At 65.5% G+C, this 22399-nt stretch carries 1 protein-coding gene (cut by a window edge); it reads left to right on the top strand.

Features of this window, described 5'->3' with window-relative positions; all coding sequences use genetic code 11:
- Window positions 1-22399: the 3' portion of a non-ribosomal peptide synthetase gene (locus tag PFEN_RS19880; RefSeq protein WP_191488513.1), read on the top strand. 8597 nt of this gene lie to the left of the window's left edge; only the last 22399 of its 30996 coding nucleotides appear in the window; its start codon lies off the left edge, out of view; the stop codon is at window positions 22397-22399.

Below are 22399 nucleotides of genomic sequence, written 5' to 3'. Positions count from 1 at the left end.
CGTGCTGGTGCCACATCGAGCGATCAGCCGCCTGGTGCTGAACAACGGCTATGCCGACTTCAATGCCCAGGACCGGGTGGCCTTCGCCTCCAACCCGGCGTTCGATGCCAGTACCCTCGACGTCTGGGCGCCGCTGCTCAATGGCGGCTGCGTGGTGGTGGTCGAGCAGGCGGTGTTGCTGAGCCTGGAGGATTTCCGTGCCTTGCTGCTGGCGCAGTCGGTGACGGTACTGTGGATGACCGCCGGGCTGTTCCATCAGTACGCTTGCGGCTTGGGCGAGGCCTTTTCGCGCCTGCGCTACCTGATCGTCGGCGGCGATGTGCTGGACCGGGCGGTGATCGCCCGGGTACTGGAAGACGGCACGCCCGAACATTTGCTTAACGGCTATGGCCCGACCGAGGCCACGACCTTTTCCACGACCTACGAGATCACTTCGGCTGGCGATGCTGCCATTCCCATCGGCCGGCCGGTTGGCAACAGCCAGGTCTATGTACTTGATACCCAGGGCCAACTGGTACCGCTGGGAGTGGTCGGCGAGTTGTATATCGGCGGCCAGGGCGTGGCCAAGGGGTACCTGAACCGGGAGGACCTGACCCGGGAGAAATTCGTTGCCGATCCGTTCGACAGCGACCCGCGGGCACGCCTGTACCGCACCGGCGACCTGGTGCGCTGGCGCGCCGACGGCAACCTGGAATACCTGGGGCGCAATGACGCCCAGGTGAAGATCCGTGGCTTCCGGGTCGAACTGGGCGAGATCGAAGCGCGCCTGGCTGAGCATCCCGAGGTCAGGGAGGCGGCGGTGTTGTGCCGCGAGGATATCCCCGGAGACAAACGCCTGGTGGCCTATATTGCCTCGACGGGCGAACCGACCCCGGTCGCGGCGCTGCACGGCTACCTGCAAGATCTGTTGCCGGAATACATGGTGCCCACGGCCTATGTGCACCTCGAGCGCCTGCCGCTGACGGCCAACGGCAAGCTGGACCGCAAGGCCCTGCCGGCGCCGGACGAGCACGCGCTGATCAGCCGTGGCTACGAAGCGCCGCAAGGCGAAGTGGAAACCCAGCTGGCGTCGATCTGGGCGGACGTGCTCAAGGTCGGACGGGTCGGGCGGCATGATCACTTCTTCGAACTGGGTGGTCATTCGCTGTTGGCGGTGACGCTGATCGAACGCATGCGCCAGGTAGGGCTGAGCGCCGATGTGCGGGTGCTGTTCAGTCAGCCGACCCTGGCCGCGCTGGCCGCCGCCGCGGGCACGCTCAGTGACCTGGCGGTCCCGGCCAACGGTATTGCCCCGGACTGCCGGCGGATCACCCCCGAGATGCTTCCACTGATCAGCCTGGACCAGGCCAGCATCGAGCGGATCGTTGCCGCGGTGCCGGGCGGCGCGGCGAACGTGCAGGACATCTATCCATTGGCGCCGTTGCAGGAAGGTATTCTTTACCATCACCTCAGCGCGGAACGCGGTGACCCCTATGTGCTGCAAGCGTATTTCGCCTTTGACAGTCGCGCTCACCTGGACGATTTCACCCAGGCGCTGCAAGCGGTCATCGAGCGGCACGATATCCTGCGCACCTCAATGCACTGGGAAAGCCTAGACGAGCCGGTGCAGGTGGTCTGGCGCCATGCCGAACTGAGCATCGAGGAGCTGCAGCCGGATCCGGGTGCCGGCGATATCGTCCGGCAATTGCAGGCGCACTCCGATCCCCGTCAGGTGCGCCTGGATATCCGCCGGGCGCCGATGCTGCGCCTGGTCTGCGCCGAGGACCCGGGCAACCAACGCTGGTTGGCCAGCTTGCTGTTCCACCATATGGTCCTCGACCATACCGCGCTGGACCAGGTACGCCATGAAATGCAGGCCTGGTTGCTCGGTCAGGCCGATCAACTGGGCGACTCCGTCCCCTATCGCAACTATGTCGCCCAGGCTCGCCTGGGAATGAGCGAACAGGACCACGAGGCGTTCTTCGAGGAAATGCTCGGCGATATCGACGAGTCGACCTTGCCGTTCGGCCTGCAGGATGTGCAAGGCGACGGCAATGCTATCGAACAGGCCCATCTGGCGCTGGACAGCGGCTTGAGCCAGCGCTTGCGAGCTCAGGCCCGTCAGCTCGGGGTCAGCGCGGCGAGTCTGGTGCACCTGGCTTTTGCGCAGATGCTGGGGCGGCTCAGTGGCCGTGACCAGGTGGTGTTCGGCACGGTGCTGCTCGGCCGGATGAAGGCCGGCGAGGGCGCCGAACGGGCCCTGGGCATGTTCATCAATACCTTGCCGCTGCGGGTGGATCTGGGCGAACAGGGTGTTCGCGACGGGGTCAAGGCCACGCATGCGCGGTTGACCGCCTTGCTCGGGCATGAACACGCGTCGCTGGCCTTGGCCCAGCGTTGCAGTGGCCTGGCCGCGCCGGCACCGTTGTTCAGCGCCTTGCTCAACTATCGCCACAGCAGCGTTGCCGTGACCGACGCGACGCTGGCGGCCTGGCACGGTATGCAGGCCCTGGCCTTGGGCGGCGAGGAACGGACCAACTATCCATTGACTGTCAACGTCGATGATCTGGGCGATGGCTTCTCCTTCACCGCGTTGGTAGCTGCAAGCATTGGTGCGCAACGTCTTTGTGGCTACCTGCAGGCGGCGCTGGACGGCCTGGTCCAGGCCCTGGAACAGGCGCCACAGAGCCCGTTGCAGGCGATCTCGATCTTGCCGGACGGCGAGCGCGAGCAGTTGCTCGAACACTGGAACCAGCCTGGCAAGACCCAGGCTGCCGAGGCGCTGATCCATCAGCAATTCGAAGCCCGCGCCGCACAACGACCGCAAGCCGTGGCGCTGGTGTATCAGGAACAAAGCCTGAGCTACGGCGAACTCAATGCCCGCGCCAACCAGGTGGCCCATCGCCTGCTGGCCCTGGGGGTGCGCCCGGATGATCGGGTGGCGATCTGTGTCGAACGCGGGCCGGCGATGATCATCGGCCTGCTGGGGATCCTCAAGTCCGGCGCCGGTTACGTGCCGTTGGACCCGGCCTATCCGCGCGAGCGCCTGGCCTACGCCCTCGGTGACAGCGCCCCGGTGGCCTTGCTGAGCCAGCGGGCGGTGCAGCAAGCCTTGCCAGCGGTGCGGGTGCCGGTGATCAATCTCGATGATGCGGATCTGCGGGACGAATCCGTCCAGAATCCGCAGGTGCCAGGGCTGACGGCTTCGCACCTGGCCTATGTGATCTACACCTCCGGTTCCACCGGCCTGCCCAAGGGCGTGATGGTCGAACACCGCAACGTCGCGCGGCTGTTCTCGGCCACCGAAGACTGGTTCGGCTTTGGCGAACAGGATGTCTGGGCGCTGTTCCACTCGTTCGCCTTCGACTTCTCGGTCTGGGAAATCTGGGGCGCGCTGCTGCATGGCGGGCGCTTGCTGATTGTGCCGCAACTGGTCAGCCGCTCGCCCGAAGAGTGTTACGCGCTGCTGTGCAATGCTGGGGTGACGGTACTCAACCAGACCCCGAGCGCCTTCCGCCAACTGATCGCGGTCCAGGGCGAAAATGGCCAGCCGCATGCGTTGCGCCAGGTGATTTTTGGCGGTGAAGCACTCGAAACGGCGATGCTCAAGCCCTGGTTCGCCCGGGCAGTGAACGCCGGCACGCAGTTGGTGAACATGTACGGCATCACCGAAACCACGGTGCATGTGACCTATTACCCGTTGCAGGCCGAAGACGCCCAGCGTGTCGGCGCCAGTCCGATCGGCAGGCGTATCCCCGACCTGCAGCTCTATGTCCTCGACAGCCGTCGTGAACCGGTACCGGTGGGCGTGGTGGGTGAGCTTTACGTCGGCGGTGCCGGGGTTGCCCGGGGCTATTTGAACCGTGCCGAACTCAGCGCCGAGCGTTTCCTCGACAACCCGTTCAGCGCCGAAGCGAACGCGCGGATGTACCGCACCGGCGACCTGGGGCGCTGGCTGGCCGATGGCAGCCTGGAATACCTGGGGCGCAACGACGAACAGGTGAAGATTCGCGGTTTCCGTATCGAGCTGGGGGAGATCCAGGCACAGCTGGCGGCTTGCGAGGGCGTCCGCGAAGCACTGGTATTGGTGCGCGAGGACGAACCGGGCGACAAGCGCCTGGTGGCCTATGTCATCGGTACGACCGATGTCGAGTTGGATGCCGCGCAATTGCGCGAGCAACTGCGCCTGTCGTTGGCCGAATACATGCTGCCGAGCGCCTTTGTCAGCCTCGAGGCCTTCCCACTGACCGCCAACGGCAAGCTGGACCGCAAGGCCTTGCCGGCTCCTGATCGTTCGGCGGTGGCCAGCCGTGGCTACGAGGCTCCCGAGGGTGACAGCGAGATCGCCATCGCACGGATCTGGCAGGATCTGTTGCAACTGGAGCAGGTCGGTCGCCATGATCACTTCTTCGAACTGGGCGGCCACTCGCTGCTGGCGGTGAAACTGATCGAGCGCATGCGCCAGATCGACCTCCGTGCCGACGTGCGCGTGCTGTTCGGCCAGCCGACTTTGTCGGCACTGGCCGCGGCGGTGGGTGGCAGCACGGAAATCGTGGTACCGGCCAACCTGATCCGACAAGGCTGCGAACGTATTACGCCGGATATGCTGCCGCTGGTGTCCCTGAGCCAGGACGATATCGACCGCGTGGTTGCGGCGGTGCCTGGCGGCGTGGCCAATGTGCAGGATATCTACGCCCTGGCGCCGTTGCAGGAGGGTATTTTGTATCACCACCTGGCGGCTGCCGAGGGTGATCCGTACCTGCAATACGTCCTGTTCGCCTTCGACAGTCTCGAGCGGCTGCACAGTTTCGCCCAGGCCTTGCAAGGTGTGGTGGCGCGGCACGATATCCTGCGTACCGCGGTACTCTGGGAAAGCCTGGATGCCCCGGTACAAGTGGTCTGGCGCGAAGCGACCCTGGGTCTTGAGCAGCTTGCACTGGAGCCATCGGAGGGCGATATCGCCGAACAGCTGCGCGAGCGCCTCGACCCACGGCATACTCGCCTGGATATTCGCCAGGCGCCGATGATGCGTATCGGCTACGCGCAGGACCCGGCGAACAATCGCTGGGTCGGCATGCTGCTGTTCCATCACCTGGTGGACGACGCCACCTCGCTGCGTATCCTCTGCGGCGAAATCGAGGCGCATATGCTGGGCCTGCAGGGCTCGCTGCCGGCCTCGGTGCCTTATCGCAATTACGTCGCCCAGGCCTGGTTGGGCGTCAGCCGCGAGGAACACGAAGCGTTCTTCCGCGAGATGCTCGGCGACATCGAGGAACCGACACTGCCATTCGGCCTGCGGGACGTGCAGGGTGACGGGCAGGGTATCGAGGAGGTCCGCCAGGTAGTGGACGGCGATTTGAGCCGGCGCCTGCGGTTGCAGGCCCGTCAGCTCGGGGTGAGCGCCGCGAGCCTCTATCATCTGGCCTGGGCCCGGGTGCTGGGGGCGGTGTCGGGCAAGGATGACGTGGTCTTCGGTACCGTGTTGCTCGGTCGCCTGCAGGGCGGCGCCGGGGCCGACCGGGCCCTGGGCATGTTCATCAACACCTTGCCGCTGCGGGTTACGCTGGGAGCACAGGGTGTGCGCAGTGGCTTGCAGGCCACCCATGCCCGACTCAGTGGACTGTTGGCCCACGAACACGCGTCGCTGGTGTTGGCGCAGCGCTGCAGCGGCGTGGCCGCCGCGACGCCGCTGTTCAGCTCCTTGCTCAATTATCGGCAGCTCGGCGGCGCCCCCGTGACCGAGCAGACGCTGGCTGCCTGGGAAGGGATCCAGACGCTGGACGGCGAAGAGCGCACCAACTACCCGTTGACCCTGTCGGTGGACGACCTCGGCGAGGGGTTCAACCTGACCGTCATGGCCGAAGGGCAGATCGGCGCCGGGCGAATCTGTGGCTATATGCACTGCGCCCTGGAAAATCTGGTGCAGGCGCTGGAGCATTCACCGCAAGCAGCGCTGGGCGGGGTGAATATCCTGCCGGCGAGCGAGCGCCAGCAATTGCTCGAAAGCTGGAACACCCCCCATGCGCTGTATGCCGATGACGCCCTGATTCACCGCACCTTCGAAGCTTGGGCGGTGGCGCAACCGGAGGCCGTGGCAGTGCAATATGAGGCGCGCACGCTGACCTATGGCGAGCTGAATGCCCGCGCCAACCAGGTCGCCCATCACTTGTTGGCACTGGGCGTGCGGCCGGATGACCGGGTGGCGATCTGTGTCGAGCGTGGCCTGGAGATGATTGTCGGCCTGCTGGGGATCCTCAAGTCCGGTGCCGGCTATGTGCCGATCGATCCGGCCTATCCGCTCGAGCGTATTACCTACCAGTTGCAGGACAGCAGCCCGGTGGCGGTGCTGGCCGATGCCGCCGGTCTTGCGTTGCTGGGCGGCTTCGACGGTCCCCGGGTGGATCTGCGCGGCCCGGCGCTGCAGGCTCGGCCGAGCAGCAATCCGCGGCTGGGCGGGCTCAGCCCGCATCACCTGGCCTATGTGATCTATACCTCGGGCTCCACTGGCCTGCCCAAGGGCGTGATGGTCGAGCACCGCAATGTCGCGCGGCTGTTCTCGGCCACCCAGGGTTGGTTCGAGTTCAATGAGCAGGATGTCTGGGCATTGTTCCACTCATTTGCCTTCGACTTCTCGGTCTGGGAAATCTGGGGCGCGCTGCTGCATGGCGGACGGTTGCTGGTGGTGCCGCAGTTGGTCAGCCGCTCGCCGCAAGAATGCTACGCGCTGCTGTGCGACGCCGGGGTGACGGTACTCAACCAGACCCCGAGCGCATTCCGTCAGTTGCTCAATGCCCAAGGCGAGAGCGACCTGCGTCATTCTCTGCGCCAGGTGATCTTCGGTGGCGAAGCCCTGGAGACCGGCATGCTCAAACCGTGGTACGCCCGGGTGGCCAACGCCGGCACGCAACTGGTGAACATGTATGGCATCACCGAAACCACGGTGCATGTGACCTACTGCCCGTTGGTGGCGGCGGATGCGCAGCGGTCGGGCGTGAGCCCCATCGGCGTGCGGATTCCCGATTTGCAATTGTACGTGCTCGACAGCCGGCGCGAACCGGTGCCGGTGGGTGCGGTCGGCGAACTGTATGTTGGCGGTGCCGGGGTCGCGCGGGGCTATCTGAATCGTGATGAGTTGACGGCCGAGCGCTTCCTGCCGAACCCCTTCAGCAAGGAGCCCCAGGCGCGGCTTTACAAGACTGGCGATTTGGGGCGCTGGATGGCCGATGGCAGTCTCGACTACCTGGGCCGTAACGACGATCAGGTGAAGATTCGTGGTTTCCGTATCGAGCTGGGAGAAATCGAAGCGGCACTGACGGCCTGCGAAACGGTCCGTGAGGCGGTGGTGCTGGCCCGCGAGGACGAACCGGGAGACAAGCGCCTGGTGGCCTACGTGATCGCCGCGCCAGGACAGGTCGTGGTGGCCGCCGAACTGCGTGCGCGGTTGTTGCTGTCGCTGGCCGACTACATGGTACCCAGCGCCTTCGTGACCCTGGAAACCTTCCCGTTGACCACCAATGGCAAGCTGAATCGCCAGGCGCTGCCGGCGCCGGATGCGCAAGCCCTGGTGCGGCGTGACTACGCGGCACCCGAGGGGGGCGTGGAGATTGCCATCGCGCAGATTTGGCAGGCCTTGCTACAGTTGCCGCAGGTCGGTCGCCATGACCACTTCTTCGAGCTGGGCGGGCATTCGCTGTTGGCGGTGAAGCTGATCGAGCGCATGCGCCAGGTCGGGCTGGCCGCCGATGTGCGGGTGCTGTTCAGCCAGCCGACCCTGGCGGCGTTGGCCGCGGCGGTGGGTGGACATCAGGATGTGCGGGTACCGGACAACCTGATCGTCCCGGGCTGCGAGCGGATTACTCCGGACATGCTGCCCCTGGCCGATCTGGACCAGGCGGCCATCGAGCGGATTATCGCCAGCGTGCCGGGCGGCGTGGCCAACGTGCAGGACATCTACGCCCTGGCGCCGTTGCAGGAAGGTATTCTCTACCATCACCTGGCGGCCCATGAGGGTGATCCCTATGTCTTGCAGGTGCTGTTCGCTTTCGACAACCGCGAGCGCCTGGGCGGTTTCGCCGAGGCCCTGCAGAGCGTGGTCGAGCGCCATGACATCCTGCGCACCAGCGTGGTCTGGGAAGGCCTGGACCAGCCGGTGCAGGTGGTCTGGCGCGATGCGCAACTGAGCCTGGAGGAGGTGACGGTCGAGCCGGCGGCCGATGTGCTGGAGCAACTGCATGAGCGCTTCGACCCGCGTCACTATCGCCTGGACATTGGCCAGGCACCGCTGATGCGCATTGCCTATGCCCGGGACCCGGCCAACCAGCGCTGGGTCGGCCTGTTGTTGTTCCACCACATGGCCCTGGATCACACTGCCCTGGAAGTGGTGGTGCAGGAAATGCAGGCCAGCCTGCAAGGCCTGGGCGGGCAATTATCGGCGCCCGTTCCTTACCGCAACCACGTGGCCCAGGCGCGCCTGGGGGTCAGTCAGCAGGAACATGAGGCGTTCTTCCGCGAAAGGCTCGGCGATATCGACGAGCCGACGCTGCCTTATGGCGTGCAGGATGTGCAGGGTGACGGCAGTGGTGTCGACGAAGTGCAACAGATGCTCGACCACGACCTGAGCCTGCGGCTGCGCGGCAGTGCGCGGCAGCTGGGGGTCAGTGCCGCGAGCCTGGTGCACCTGGCCTGGGCTCAGGTGGTGGGCCGGCTCTCGGGTCGTGAAGAAGTGGTCTTCGGTACCGTGCTGATGGGCCGGATGCAAGGCGGCGAGGGCAGCGACCGGGCCCTGGGCATGTTTATCAACACCTTGCCATTGCGCCTCAGCGTCGGCGCCCTGGGGGCGCTGGCCGGGGTCAAGGCCACTCATGAGCGGCTGTCGAGCCTGCTCTGGCACGAGCATGCCTCGTTGTCCCTGGCCCAGCGTTGCAGCGGCGTAGCGAGCTCGCTGCCACTGTTCAGTACCTTGTTGAACTATCGCCACAGCAGCAGTGGCGTGGCCTCGTCCGAGGCCTTGTCGGCCTGGCAGGGGATCCAGACCCTGAGCATGGAGGAACGGACCAACTATCCGTTGTGCTTGAACGTCGATGACCTGGGCGAGGACTTCATGCTCACGCTCCAGGCGGTGAAGCAGATCGATGCTCAACGGGTCGGCGGTTATATGCAGGCCGCCCTGGCGAGCCTGGTGGAAGCTTTGGAACAGCGACCACAGGCCGCGTTGAACAGCCTGTCGATCCTGCCCGCCGATGAGCGCGAGCAGTTGCTGGTGGGGTTCAACGCTACGGCACTGGAGTATCCGCGGGCGCAGACCATTCATGGCTTGTTCGAGGCGCAGGTTGAGCGTACCCCGGATGCTTTGGCGGTAGTGCATGGTGGGCAGCGCCTGAGTTATCGCGAGCTCAATGAGCAGGCCAACCGATTGGCCCATGCCTTGCGTAAGCAGGGTGTGCAACCGGATTCGCGGGTAGGGATCTGTGTTGAGCGTGGTACCGAGATGGTCGTCGGCTTGCTGGCGATCCTCAAGGCGGGCGGCGGTTATGTACCGTTGGACCCGGCTTATCCGGCGGAACGGATTGCCTATATGTTGCAGGACAGTGCTCCGGCGGCCGTTCTCGCACAGACCGCGACCCAGGACCTGTTGGCGGGCGTTTCGGTGCCGGTGATCAATCTCGACCAAGGCACTTGGCAGGACGAATCCGTCCGGAATCCAGAGGTGCCGGGGCTGACCTCGGCGCACCTGGCGTACCTGATCTACACCTCGGGGTCGACTGGTTTGCCCAAGGGCGTGATGATCGAACACCGCAACACGGTGAACTTCCTGACCTGGGCCCATGCTGCTTTCAACGGTCTCCACGATAATGCGGGGCTGCTGGATCACAGGCAATCTAATTCGGCCTTGAGCAAGACGTTGTTCTCGACTTCGCTGAACTTCGACCTGGCGGTCTACGAATGCTTCGCGCCCTTGACCTCCGGCGGCAGCATCGAGGTGGTGAAAAACGTCCTGGAACTGCAACACGGCGAGCACGATATCGGCCTGATCAACACCGTCCCCTCGGCCCTCAAGGCCCTGTTGGAAGTCGACGGCCTGCCGAAATCGGTGCACACGGTCAACGTCGCCGGCGAAGCCCTCAAGCGCAGCCTGGTGGAAAGCCTGTTCGAGAAAACCGCTGTCCAACGCCTGTGCAACCTCTACGGCCCCTCGGAAACCACCACCTACTCCAGCTGGGTGGCGATGGATCGCGAGGCGGGTTTCGCCCCTCACATCGGCAAACCGGTGGGCAACACCCAGTTCTACCTGCTGGACGAGCAACAACAACCCGTCCCACTGGGCGTCCCGGGTGAAATATATATCGGCGGCGCGGGCGTGGCCCGAGGCTACCTGAACCGCGATGACCTGACCGCCGAACGCTTCCTCAAGGACCCGTTCAGCCCGGACACCTCGGCCCGCATGTACCGCACTGGCGACCTTGGTCGCTACCTGGCGGACGGCAATATCGAATACCTGGGCCGCAACGACGACCAGGTAAAAATCCGCGGCTTCCGTATCGAACTCGGCGAAATCGACGCCCGCCTGGCCAAACACCCGGCCATCCACGAAGCCGTGGTCACGGCCCGCGAAGACATCCCGGGCGACAAACGCCTGGTGGCCTATTACACCCTGGCCGCCGAGCCCACCTCGGTCGATATCGACAGCCTGCGTCGGCATCTACAAGAGCAACTACCGGAGTACATGGTCCCGGCCATCTACGTGCAGCTCGACGCGCTACCGCTGACCCCGAACGGCAAGCTGGACCGCAAGGCCCTGCCAGCCCCGGACCTCGAAGCGGTCATCAGCCGTGGCTACGAGGCCCCCGAAGGCGATATCGAGATCGCCCTGGCCCGGCTCTGGGAAGAATTGCTCGGCCTGTCCCGGGTCGGCCGGCATGACCAGTTCTTCGAACTGGGCGGCCACTCGTTGCTGGCGATGCGTCTGATTTCGCAGATCCGCCAGCGCCTGGGCGTCGAATTGGGCCTGGCGCAGCTGTTTGCCCACCCGCAACTGACGGGCCTGGCCCAGGTTGTCGCCCAGGCCGGGCGCAGCACATTGCCGGAGATCGTACCGGTGGCGCGCGACCAGAGCTGGCCGTTGTCCTTCGCCCAGCAGCGCTTGTGGTTTCTCGCCCAGATGGAAGGCGCCAGCGCGGCCTACCATATGCCGGGCGGCCTCAGCCTGCGCGGCACGTTGGATCGCGCGGCCCTGCAACGGGCTCTGGAGCGCATCGTTGCGCGCCACGAAAGTTTGCGCACCACCTTTATCCTCGGCGCTGACGAACAGCCATTGCAACGGATCGGCTCGGCGGACGCCGGCTTCAGCCTGCAACTGCACGACTTGCAAGGGCTGCCGGCGGCCGCAGATAAACTCCAGGCCTTGGCCAGCGAGGAAACCGTGCAAGCCTTCGACCTGGAGCAGGGACCACTGATTCGTGGCCGCCTGATCCGTATGGCCGAGGACCACCATGTCCTGCTGCTGACCATGCACCACATTGTCTCCGATGGCTGGTCGATTGCCGTGCTGACCCGCGAGCTGGCCGCGCTCTATGCCGCGTTCAGCCAGGGCCGGGACGATCCGCTGGCCGCCTTGCCGCTGCAGTACCTGGATTACGCCGTCTGGCAGCGTCGTTGGCTCAGTGGCGAGCTGCTGCAACAGCAGTGCGGCTATTGGCAGCAAGCCCTGGCCGAGGCCCCGGCGCTGTTGATGTTGCCGACCGACCGGGTGCGCCCGGCGCAGCAGGACTATGCCGGCGCCGCGCTGCCGGTGGTCTTCGACGAACACCTCACCCGTGGCCTCAAGGCCCTCGGTCAGCGGCACGGCACCACCTTGTACATGACGGTCATGGCCGCCTGGGCGGCGTTGTTGGGACGTCTGGCCGGGCAGGAAGAAGTGGTGATCGGTTCGCCGGTGGCCAATCGCACGCGCAGTGAAGTCGAAGGCTTGATCGGTCTGTTCGTCAATACCCTGGCGATCCGCGTCGACCTCAGCGAACGCCCTACGACCGAGGCTCTGCTGGCACGGGTCAAGACCGCGACCCTGGGCGCCCAGGCGCATCAGGACCTGCCGTTCGAACAAGTGGTGGAAGTGATCAAGCCGGTACGCAGCCTGTCCCACAGTCCGGTGTTCCAGGCGATGCTGACCTGGCAGGACATGGGCGACGCGGACTTTGCCCTCGGCGATCTGCAACTGGAAAGCCTGAGTGCGAGCCAGACCCTGGCCAAGTTCGATATCTCGCTGGACCTGGGCGAAGCGCAAGGTTGCCTGTACGGTTCGCTGGAATACGCCACGGCGCTGTTCGACGAAGACACCATGGTTCGCTACCTGGGTTACTTCCAGCGTTTGCTGGAAGCCATGGTTGCCGATGACCGGCAAGTGCTGGAGCAGGTGTCGTTGCTCGATGCTATCGAGCGTGAGCACCTGCTGCAGGGGCTCAACGCCACCGAGGCGCCTTATCCGCGCGATTGCACGATTCATCGGTTGTTCGAAGAACAGGTCCGGGCACAGCCCGAGGCCATTGCGCTGGCCTTCCAGGCACAGCGCCTGAGTTATGCCGAACTGAACCGTCAGGCCAACCGTCTGGCCCACCACCTGATCGGCCTGGGCATCGGTCCGGATGATCGGGTGGCGATCTGCGTCGAGCGTGGCGTGGAAATGATGGTCGGCCTGCTCGGCGTGCTCAAGGCCGGTGCGGCTTATGTGCCGCTGGATCCGGCTTACCCGGCCGAACGCCTGGCCTACATGATCGAGGACAGTACGCCCTCGGCATTGCTGACCCAGCGCCTGCTGCGGGATCGTTTGCCCGCACTGGCCTTGCCGCGGGTGCTGCTCGACGACGATCAGCGCCAGGGCTTTGCCGAACGTGACGACAACCCCGTGGTGGCGAACCTCGGTGCGCGCAACCTGGCCTATGTGATCTACACCTCCGGCTCCACCGGCAATCCCAAGGGAGTGATGATCGAACACCGTGGTCTGGTCAACTACAGCGTCGATGCCGCGCGCCTGTTCGGCCTGAGCCCGGCGGACACCGTGTTGCAACAGAACACCTTGAACTTCGACCTGTCGGTGGAGGAAATCTTCCCGGCGCTGCTGGCCGGGGCCACTCTGGCGCCAAGCCGGGAGATCTTTGGCAGCGAGGGTACGGAGGATCACGGCATTCATCCGACCTTCCTGCACATGACCGCTGCTCACTGGCACACCCTGGCCGCCGAATGGCACAGCCAACCGCAGGTCGCTCAAGAGCGCCTGGCCGACGTGCGCCTGATCAACGTCACCGGCGATGCACTGTCGGCGCAGAAGCTCAGGCTCTGGGATGAAGTCCGCCCAGCGCACACTCGGTTGATCAACACCTATGGCCCGACCGAGGCGACGGTGTCCTGCACCGCCGCTTATGTCACCCATGATGCCGTGGCCGGCAGCGAAGGCAGCGGTAACGCAACCATTGGCAAGCCGATGGCCAACACCCGCATCTACCTGCTCGATGCTCATCAGCAACCGGTGCCGTACGGCGTGGCCGGGGAAATCTTTATCGGGGGCGATGGCGTGGCGCGAGGTTATCTGAATCTCGAGCAGGTCAACGCCGAGCGTTTCCTCGCTGATCCGTTCAGCGCCGGCCCGGATGCGCGGATGTACAAAACCGGCGACCTGGCGCGCTATATGGCCGATGGTCGTATCGAATACCTCGGCCGCAATGACTTCCAGGTCAAAGTCCGTGGTTTCCGTATCGAACTGGGGGAAATCGAGGCGCGTCTCGGCAGTTGCGCCGGGGTCAAGGAAGCGGTGGTGATCGCCCGGGAAGACCGTCCTGGAGAAAAACGCCTGGTGGCCTATGTGGTCGCCCAGCCCGAGGCGAGCCTGGATGCCGCCGGCTTGCGCGCCGAACTGGCGCCGCAACTGGCCGAATACATGCTGCCAAGTGCCTTTGTGATGCTCGACGCCTTGCCGTTGACGCCCAACCGCAAGCTCGATCGCAAGGCCCTGCCGGCCCCGCCGGACGATGCTTTTGCCAGTCGCGAACATGTTGCTCCGCAAGGCGCCGCCGAGACGGCCCTGGCGCAGATCTGGCAGAGCCTGCTGAACCTGGAGCAGGTGGGGCGTCACGACCACTTCTTTGAACGCGGTGGGCACTCGCTTTTGGCCATGCGCCTGATTTCCCAGGTGCGTCAACGCCTGGGCGTCGAGCTGAGCCTGACGGATATCTTCGCCCAGCCGGAACTGGCGGCGTTGGCCCGGATATTGGCGCAGGCCGCCGGCAGCAGCCAGCCGCCGATCGTGCCGGTATCCCGTGACCAGGCCTTGCCGTTGTCGTTTGCCCAGCAGCGTCTGTGGTTCCTCGCGCAACTGGACGGCGGCAGCGCCGCTTATCACATTCCGGCCGGGCTGCGTTTGCGCGGCGCCCTGGATCGTATCGCCCTCAAGCGTGCGCTGGATCGCATCGTCGCCCGTCATGAGTCGCTGCGCACCACCTTTGTCCAACTGCCGGGCCAGGACGCGGAGCAACGTATTGCTCCAGCCGATGTCGGCTTCAGCCTGCAATTGCACGTGCTGGCCGGGCAGGCGGAGGCAGAGGCCGAGCTCTTGTCCATCGCCGCCGAGGAGGCCGGTGAAAGCTTCGACCTGCTACGTGGACCGTTGGTGCGCGGGCGGCTGGTGCGCATGGCCGATGATGACCATGTGTTGCTGGTGACCCTGCACCACATCATCTCCGACGGCTGGTCCGCCGGGGTCCTGACCCGTGAACTCGGCGTGCTCTACGAAGCGTTCCGCCAGGGCGCGGACGATCCATTGCCGGCCTTGCCGGTGCAGTACGCCGACTATGCGCTGTGGCAGCGTTGCTGGCTGAGCGGTGAGGTCCTGCAACGCCAGGGGCACTATTGGCAGCAGGCTCTGGCCGGCGCGCCGGTGTTGCTGGCCTTGCCGAGCGACCGGCCACGTCCGGCGCAGCAGGACTACAGCGGGCATATGCTGGGTCTGGCCCTCGATGCCGAGCTGACCCGTGACCTCAAGGCCTTGAGCCAGCGCCAGGGCACCACCTTGTTCATGACGGTCATGGCCGCCTGGGCCGCGGTGCTGAGCCGGTTGTCCGGCCAGGATGACGTGGTGATCGGCACGCCGGCGGCCAACCGCCCGCGCGCCGAGGTGGAGGATCTGATCGGTTTCTTCGTCAACACCCTGGCGGTGCGCGTCGAGCTCTCGGTGCCGCTGAGCGTCGAAGCCTTGCTGCAACAGGTCAAGCGCCAGACCCTGGCCGCTCAGGCCAACCAGGACCTGCCGTTCGAGCAAGTGGTCGAGGTGGTCCGGCCCCAGCGCAGCCTGTCCCACAGCCCGATTTTCCAGGCGATGCTGTCGTGGCAGAACACCGAGGAGGTCGAGCTGGCGCTCGGCGATATGACTCTGCAAGGACTCGGGGTGACCAGCCGCACGGCCAAATTCGATGTGCTGCTGGACATGACCGAGGTCGGTGACCGTCTGTTCGGTGGCCTGGAATACGCCACCGCGTTGTTCGACGAAGCGACCATGCAGCGTTGCATCGGCTACCTGGAAGCGATGTTGCGCGGGATGGTTGCCGATGAGCGGGCGCTGGTCGCGCGGATTCCGTTGCTGGATGCGGATCAGCGCGGGCAGTTGCTGGAAGGCTTCAATACCACCACGGTCGCCTATCCGCGGGATCTCACCCTGCATGGCCTGTTCGAGGCGCGGGTGGCCACTTGCGGTGACGCGCTCGCGGTGGTGGCCGAGCAGGGCTGCCTGACCTATGACGCACTCAACCGTCAGGCCAACCGTATCGCTCACCGCTTGATCGGCCTGGGCATCGGTCCGGACGACCGGGTGGCGATCTGTGTCGAGCGCGGCCTGGAAATGGTGGCGGGGCTGCTGGGTATTCTCAAGGCCGGTGCGGCCTATGTGCCGCTGGATCCGGATTATCCGCGTGATCGCCTGACCTACATGCTGGAGAACTGTGCTCCAGCGCTGGTCCTGACCCAGGAAGCCTTGCGCGCGGTCCTGCCAACCAGCGCCGTGCCGGTGCTATTGCTCGATCCCGAGCATGCCGAGCGTGAAGGATTCCTCGCGCAGGCGGACAGCAATCCGCTGCGGGCCGAGGTCCGTCCCGAACATCTGGCCTATGTGATCTACACCTCCGGCTCCACCGGCCAGCCCAAGGGCGTGATGAACGAACACCGGGGCGTGGTCAACCGCCTGCTGTGGATGCAGGACGAATACGGCCTGGACGCTTCGGACCGGGTGCTGCAGAAGACCCCGTTCAGCTTCGACGTATCGGTCTGGGAGTTCTTCTGGCCGCTGTTCAACGGCGCGCGGCTGGTCATGGCGCGGCCGGGCGGCCATCGCGACCCGGGCTACCTGCGGCAAGTGATTCGCGAACAGGGCATCACCACCTTGCACTTCGTGCCGTCGATGCTCGATCTGTTCCTCGCCCATGGCGAGGCCGGGGACAGCGGCCTGTTGCGGGTGATGTGCAGCGGTGAAGCCTTGCCCGGGCATCTGGTTCGGCGCTTCAAGCAGCAGTTGCCGCAGGTTGGCCTGTTCAACCTGTATGGTCCGACCGAAGCGGCGGTGGACGTCACGGCCTGGGATTGCGCCGGGCCGCTGGAAGATACTCCGGACAACACGCCGATCGGCAAACCGGTGGCGAACACGCGGATTTACCTGCTCGACGCCAACCGTCAGCCGGTGCCGCTGGGTGTGGCCGGTGAGTTGTATATCGGCGGGGTGCAAGTGGCCCGTGGCTACCTGAACCGTCCGGAGCTGAGTGCCGAGCGCTTCCTCGACGATCCTTTCGATGCGCGGCAAGGCGCGCGCATGTACCGCACCGGCGACCTGGCGCGCTATCTGCCGGACGGCACGCTCGAGTACCTCGGGCGTAACGACGACCAGGTGAAGATCCGTGGTTTCCGGATCGAACTGGGCGAAATCGAAGCCCGTCTGGCCGCTTGTCCCGGGGTCAAGGACAGCGTGGTGCTGGCGCGGGAGGACAATCCTGGCGAGAAGCGCCTGGTGGCCTATTTCACGGCACAACAAGCCGAAACGCTGCTGGAGATCGAAAGCCTGCGCGGCCATCTGCAAGGGGCGTTGCCGGAGTATATGGTCCCGGCGGCCTATGTACGGCTCGATGCCTTGCCGCTGACGCCGAACGGCAAACTCGATCGCAAGGCCCTGCCGGCGCCGGATGGCGCGGCACTGATCAGCCGTGACTACGCGGCCCCGCAAGGCGAAACCGAACGGGTGCTGGCACAGTTGTGGGCCGAATTGCTCAAGGTCGAGCGTGTCGGACGGCATGACCACTTCTTCGAGCTGGGCGGCCACTCGCTGTTGGCGGTGACGCTGATCGAACGGATGCGCCAGGCCGGTCTGAGCGCCGATGTCCGGGTGTTGTTCGGCCAGCCGACCCTGGCGGCGTTGGCGGCGGCGGTGGGCGTCAGCACGGAGATCGTGGTGCCGGCCAACCTGATCGCGCCGGGATGCGCGCACATCACCCCGGAGCTGTTGCCACTGGTCAGCCTGACCCAGGCGCAGATCGACCGGGTGCTGGAGAGCGTGCCGGGCGGTGCGGCGAATGTGCAGGATATCTACCCGCTGGCACCGTTGCAGGAGGGGATTCTCTATCACCACCTGGCGGCGGAGCAGGGCGACCCCTATGTGCAGCAGGCGTTGTTCTACCTGGAGGACCGTGCGCGGCTGGCGGCTTTTGTCGAGGCTTTCGAGGCTGTGATCGAGCGCCACGATATCCTGCGTACCGCCGTATTGTGGGAAGGCCTGGAGCAGCCGCTGCAAGTAGTACTGCGCCGGGCGCCGATGGTACTGGAGAAATTGACCTTTGCCGCCGAGGACGGTGATATCGCCAGCCAGTTGCGTGGGCATTTCGATCCGCTGCACTACCGGCTCGATGTACGCCAGGCACCCTTGGTGCGTCTGGCCTGTACCTATGACGCCGCCCGGCAGCGCTGGGTCGCCTTGCTGCTCTACCATCACCTGGCTCTTGACCACGTCGCGCTGGACGTGGTGCAGCACGAAATGCAGGCTTATCTGCTGGGGCGCCAGGCGCAACTGGGGGCGGCGGTGCCCTACCGCAACTATGTGGCCCAGGCGCGCCTGGGTGTCAGCCAGGAAGCCCATGAAGCCTTCTTCCACGAGATGCTCGGTGATGTCGACGAATCGACCTTGCCGTTTGGCCTGCACGACGTACAGGGCAATGGCAGCGCCATCGACCAGGCCCGCGTGGTGGTCGACGAGGCCCTGAGCCTGCGCTTGCGCCAGCGTGCCCGTCAGCTCGGCGTCAGCGCCGCCAGCCTGCATCACCTGGCCTGGGCCCAGGTGATCGCCGCTGTCAGCGGTCGCGAGGACGTGGTGTTCGGTACCGTGCTGATGGGCCGGATGCAAGGGGGCGAGGGTGCGGATCGGGCGTTGGGGATGTTCATCAACACCTTGCCATTGCGCATCGAGGTCGGCGCGCAGGGGGCCCGGGCCGGTGTCCGGGCGACGCATGCGCGCCTGAGCGCCTTGCTCGGCCATGAACACGCTTCCCTGGCCCTGGCCCAGCGCTGCAGCGGGGTAGCCGCTCCGGCGCCACTGTTCAGCGCCTTGCTCAACTACCGGCACAGTGGCGGGCAGGTCGACAACGACGCCTTGGCGGCCTGGAACGGAATCGAAAGCCTGGGCGGTGACGAGTGGACCAACTATCCACTGGCCCTGAGTATCGACGATCTCGGCGAAGCCTTTGTGCTGAGCGTGCAGGTGGTGGCGGGAATTGGCGCCCAGCGTATCTGCGGTTACATGCATGCGGCGCTGGACAGCCTGGTGCAAGCCCTGGAGCTTACGCCGGAAAGACCGCTGCATGATCTGTCGATCCTGCCGCTGGCGGAACGTCGCCAGCTGTTGCTCGACTTCAACCGCACCGAGCGTGTCTATCCGCGGGGGCAACGGCTGCATCGGCTGTTCGAGGCCCAGGCAGCGGCACGACCACGGGCGCTGGCGGCGCGCCAGGGAGAGTTGACGGTGACCTACGGCGAACTCGATACCCGCGCCAACACGCTGGCCCACTACCTGCGCGAGCAGGGCGTGGTGCCGGGCGCCCGGGTGGCGATTCTGCTGGAGCGTTCGGTGGACCTGCTGGTGAGTTGGCTGGCGACGCTCAAATGCGGGGCCGCCTATCTGTCCCTGGATCACCTGGCCCCCGAGGACCGTCTGCGTTTCATGCTTGAGGACAGCGCGGCCATGCTGTTGCTGACCCATAGCCACCAGCCGGTACCCGAGGGCACGCCGCGGGTGAATCTGGACACCCTGGTATTGACGGCACCGGCCTTGGATCAGGCGCCGCCGGTGCTGGAAGACGGTACGGCGGGGCCGACGCCGGCCTGCATCATCTACACCTCCGGTTCCACCGGCCAGCCCAAGGGGGTGATGGTGACTCATAACGGTATCGCGCGGTTGGTCATCGACAATGGCTACTACGACTTCACCGCGCAGGACCGAGTCGTCTTCGCTTCCAACCCGGCCTTCGATGCCAGCACCTGGGAAGTCTGGGGGGCGCTGCTCAATGGCGGGCAGTCGGTGATTGTCGATCACCAGACCCTGCTGGAACCGCTGGCCTTCGCCGAACAGCTGGAGCGTTGCGAGGTGACGGTGATGATCCTGGCCACCGCGCTGTTCAACCTCTATGCCGGTCTGATTCCCGAGGCGCTGGCGCGTTCGCGCCTGGTGATGTCGGGGGGGGAACGGGCCGATCCGGAGTCGTTCCGCCGTGTGCGCGAATGCTCGCCAGGGGTACGCCTGATCAACGCCTACGGTCCGACCGAGACGACTACCTGCGCCAGTTGCCATACGGTGTCCGAGGTTCCGCCGGGGACACTCAGCTTGCCGATCGGCAAACCCAATGGCAATGCGCGCATCTATGTGCTCAATGCCCGGCGCGAGCCGGTGCCGGTGGGGGTGGTCGGCGAGATCCACATCGGTGGCGCCGGGGTGGCCCTGGGCTACCTGAATCGGCCGGAGTTGACCGCCGAACGCTTTATCGACGACCCCTTCGGCGAGCACGTCGGCGATCGGCTCTATCGTACCGGTGACCTGGCGCGCTGGCTACCGGATGGCAGCCTCGAGTACCTGGCGCGCAACGATGGGCAGGTCAAGATCCGTGGCTTCCGGGTGGAGCTCGGGGAAATCGAAGCCTGCCTGCATCGCTATGACGGTGTGCGCAACGCGGTGGCGGTGGCCCGTGAGGACAGTCCGGGGAATAAATACCTGGTGGCCTATTACACCGTGCAGCCTGACGGCGAAGTACCTGAGCCGGAGGTCCTGCGGGCGCGACTGGGCGCCGACTTGCCGGAATTCATGGTGCCGAGTGTCTGCATTCGTCTGGATGCCTTGCCCATGACGCTCAACGGCAAGCTGGATGTCCGCGCATTACCGGCACCGGAGGCGGATCAGTTCGCAACCCACGCCTTCGAGGCCGCGCAGGGCGATCTGGAACATCGGCTGGCGCGGGTCTGGGCCGAAGTGCTCGATCAGGAACGGGTCGGTCGGCACGACAACTTCTTCGCCCTGGGCGGTCATTCGTTGCTGGCCGTGCGGCTGGTCAGCCAGCTGTCCGCGGCGGGATTGCCAGTGTCGTTGGCCGAGCTGTTCCAGCACGCCAGTGTCGCGGCGCTGGCCGCGCTGCTGGATAGCCGCACCGCCGCGCCGCGCGTTGACGATCAAGTGGTACCGGTACGCACCACGGGTAGCCAGCGACCGCTGTTTCTGGTCCACGAGTTCACCGGCCTGGACTTGTACTTCCCGACACTGGGCCTGCACATCGACCACGATATCCCGGTCTATGGCCTGCCTGGCGTGGCTCTGGGGCAAGCACAGTTGCAGACCATGGAGTGCCTGGCGACCCGTCTGTTGAAGCTGATACGCGGCGTGCAGCCGCAAGGGCCGTATCGCCTGCTCGGCTGGTCATTTGGCGGGCTGTTGGCCTATGAGATCGCCATCCAGCTGGTTGGCCTCGACGAAGAGGTGGAGTTTGTCGGCCTGATCGACACCTATATGCCGCGCCTGGTGGATCAGGGCCGGGCTCGCTGGAATCCGGAAACCGCCCACGGACAGCATCTGCTGGAGCACTGCGAGCGGTTCTGGAACGGTCGTCCGGAAGGGGCGGATATCCTGGTTCTGCTTGAGGGCTTGCGTGCGACGTTGCCGTCCTTCGATTTCGAGGGGTTGCTACAGCGTTGCCGCGAGGGGGGAGTACTGCCACCGGCACTCGAGGTGTATGGGACCGACGCTATCTGGCAGTACCTGGATCGTGAAGTTGCCCATGGTCACGCCCAGGCCCATTACACGGTGTATGCCAACAGTGTGCCGGTGCATCTGTTCACCGCCAGCGAGCGGGCCCACGACGCCCCGGCACATAGTGGCTACCTGGGTTGGGACGAGGTGTTGCCGCTGAGCCAGTTGCACAGTATCAAGGTATCGGGCGATCACCAGAGCCTGATGCAGGCGCCGCACATCGAAGGCCTGGGGCAGGCGATCAACACGGCGTTGGCCGGTCTGGCCGGTCGTCCGCTACCGGCCCGCAGTGTCCACCAGCCATTGCTGACGATCCAGGGTGGCCGTGGCGATCACACGCCGCTGTTCTGCGTACCCGGGGCCGGCGACAGCGTGACGGGCTTTATCGGCCTGACCGATGCCTTCGGTCCGCACTGGCCGATCCACGGCCTGCAACCGCGCGGGCTGGATGGTCGCACAGTGCCGTACAGCCTGGTGGAGACCGCCGCCGAGGCTTATCTGCGGGCCATCGACAGCGTGCAGCCGCAAGGGCCGGTGCATCTGCTCGGTCACTCCTTTGGTGGTTGGGTGGCCTTCGAAATGGCCTTGCGCCTGACGGCGCGCGGTCGCCAGGTGGCTTCGCTGACCCTGATCGACAGCGAATCGCCGGGGGGCAACGGCGTGGTCGGTAAACCCTACACGGCGATCGGGGTTCTGGAGCGCCTGATCGAGACCATGCAACTGGCCGCCGGTAAGTCGTTGGGGGTTGATCGGGGCGCTTTCGCGGCGCAGGACGATGCCGGCCAGATGCGCTTGCTGCATGCCGGGATGGTGCGGGTCGGGTTATTGCCGCAACGCTCGGCGGTGGACTCGATGCGTGGGCCGGCGCGGGCTTTCGGTACCGCCTTGCGCACCCGCTATCAGCCGTCGGCGATCTACACCGGAGCGGTGCGTCTGGTGCTGGCCGACGACCCGGTGCTCGACGCGGCGGGCAACCAGCGCGAGCAGCAGTCAATGGTCGACGGCTGGCGCCGTTGTGCCCCGGACCTCACGGTCTGGCGTGGGCCGGGCAACCATTTCACCCTCCTCAAGGCGCCACATGTGCAGCATCTGGCGAGTTGGTGGCATGCCAATCAATAG

This window comes from Pseudomonas sp. FEN (genome assembly GCF_904067045.1).
Taxonomy (GTDB): domain Bacteria; phylum Pseudomonadota; class Gammaproteobacteria; order Pseudomonadales; family Pseudomonadaceae; genus Aquipseudomonas.
Note: the sequence above shows the minus strand (reverse complement) of the source record. Positions and strands in the feature narration are given on the sequence as shown.